Origin of the sequence: Methanoculleus sp. UBA291 (assembly GCF_002499755.1) — an archaeon.
GTDB lineage: Archaea > Halobacteriota > Methanomicrobia > Methanomicrobiales > Methanoculleaceae > Methanoculleus > Methanoculleus palmolei.
In genome coordinates this window covers 1-2,063 of sequence record NZ_DANC01000023.1, presented here as the reverse complement: position 1 = coordinate 2,063, position 2,063 = coordinate 1, and the positions used below count along the sequence as shown (strand labels likewise).

Genomic DNA, 2,063 nt, shown 5'->3' with positions numbered 1-2,063 from the left:
ACGGCTCCTCTCTGGGTATCGCCACGCGGGGGAGGGATCGGGAGGGGGATGCCCCCTTCCCGGCTGAGGTGTTTCGGGATCACCTCCTTAACATGCGTGCCTCTTCCGTCCTCCGGCGAACGAGAATGGAGGAAAAACATGAATGGAAAGATTGGAGCATGGGCGTTCTTCATGCTCCTGGTAACGGTTTTCGTAGGAACAGCATGCGTAATCCCGGTCAGCGCCGGGATGGGCGACGATTCCGACGCGATCTACCCGGAATTTGGTGTGGAGTACAAACAGATTTATAATACCAGGAACAACCTGCCAAACTCGCCCGCCATTGCCGAGGGCTTCTATGAAGTGTTCGATAATGCCGGGTGGGGGTGTAATTTCTACATAGGCGATTGGGATAGAGACACCCAGCGGTGGGACTGGGATTCGGATGCAGCCCATGTCGATAGCGTGGACCTTGTCTTCTGGGCAGGACACGGTGACGACAGTTTCATTCTTCTGGATGGTCTCCTGCCTGTTCTCGCCTGGGTGTATTTTCATGACTGCAACTGGGGTGATCAGGATCTGGAATGGATCTTGCTACATTCGTGTCATACTACCCAGATTCCCGGAGAATTCAAAGCGTGGCCGCATTGGGCCTTAAATGGTGCTCATCTGGTTTGCGGGTTCGACACGGTCGGCTACGACTACGCCGAGGATGGAGCGGCCGTCGCAAACAAGCTCTTTAACAATTATAAGGTACGTCACGCGTGGTATTTTGGGCTGGATGAGACCCACGGAAACGACGTTTGGATAGGGACCATTGGTGAGAACGCCGCTTGCGGTGATGATCGCATCTGGGGAGAGGGATCTGTGATCGCCGATCCACCTGTTGACAGTGAGATCTACCGGTGGTTATTCCAGTGCAACTAAATTGAGGTCTTCGTTATGGAACTAAAAATGGTTGGTGCATTTGTCTGTCTCGCTCTGGCGTTCGCAGTCGGGTGCATGTGGGTTCTTGGTCCTGGTCAGGCTCCGGTGAGTCCTCTCCCCGCCGTGGCGGGTGCGGGTGAAGGTACGTACTCTCTCGCTGCAGAGTTCCCGGAAGTGCAGGGCTCGTATACGCTCTACCGGGTGGTTCCGGTCACCGTCACGAAAGAGCAGGTTCGGGAGATTGCGGAACGGTTCGGGCTCTCGGGAGAACCGAAAGCGGTCAGCGAGGTGACCGGGGAGTTCCTCCTTGTCGACACCTCGAAGGAACCGGAGGAGCACATGTCGGTGTATGCACATTCCGGCGCCGTTGCCTACCACATCCTTGACAAAGAGTTCCCGACCGAAGTGACCGAGCAACCTGACCTTCCCTCGGACGCGGAGGCGGAGAAGGTTGCTCTCGCATTCCTTGAGAAGACCGGTATGTGGTCGCCGGACGCCCAGGTCGTGAAGACCGAGGTGAACCAGAAGCAGGAGATCTGGGAAGCAGGTGCCACCGAACCGAAGGTGTCGTACGACGTCACCAAGGCAGTCAGGTTCGGCCGGTCGCTCGACGGGCTGCCGGTCTATGGCGACGACGAATTCGCGGCGATCCTGGGCGACGGCGGGGAGGTCGTTGGGCTCGTGAAGACCTGGCGGGAGGTGGAACTGGACGGGAATGTCAGCCTCCGGTCTCCCGAGGAGGCGTATGAGGATCTTCGTGCAGCACGGACTGTCCGCCCTCACACGGGGCAAGAGTACGACCAGATCACGATCGAGAATATCACAATTGGTTACTGGATGGAGCCAAGGGGTTTCGTGCAGGATCAGGTCCGGCCGGTTTATGCGTTTTCCGGAACCGCGCTCCGGGACGGTGTAGAGGAGCCGTATGTCGAATATGTCTTTGCCGATGAGGGAAAACGGTGAAGCCTGCTTCCCCTCTCATATTTTTGGATGTTTGTAGCCGGGCACCATCCATGAACGAAGACCCCGGAGCACCGGTATGACCGGATTCGGCTTTACTCAGGCGGTTCTTATAACCCCGGAGACCATAGTTTCCCTGGGTCCGGTCTATCTCTGAGGTGATCCTATAATTATAAGACCCCTCAGATAAAACCTGG

Annotated in this window: 2 protein-coding genes; both read left to right on the top strand. The window is 56.8% G+C overall.

The genetic code is table 11. The annotated features are described in order from the left end of the window. The first annotated feature begins 138 nt into the window (after positions 1-138). Entirely contained in the window at positions 139-906 is a 768-nt protein-coding gene (locus tag BP737_RS05475) for a DUF6345 domain-containing protein (RefSeq protein ID WP_342685994.1), read from the top strand. 15 nt (positions 907-921) lie between these two features. Beyond that, positions 922-1,869, top strand: a complete 948-nt coding sequence (locus tag BP737_RS05470; protein ID WP_292409809.1) for a calcium-dependent protein kinase — start codon at positions 922-924, stop codon at positions 1,867-1,869. The last annotated feature ends 194 nt before the right edge of the window (positions 1,870-2,063 follow it).

Bases quoted from the DNA above. Each gene is read 5' to 3' on its own strand.
- BP737_RS05475 (WP_342685994.1), top strand. From the start codon at position 139: ATGAATGGAAAGATTGGAGCATGGGCGTTCTTCATGCTCCTGGTAACG.
- BP737_RS05470 (WP_292409809.1), top strand. From the start codon at position 922: ATGGAACTAAAAATGGTTGGTGCATTTGTCTGTCTCGCTCTGGCGTTC.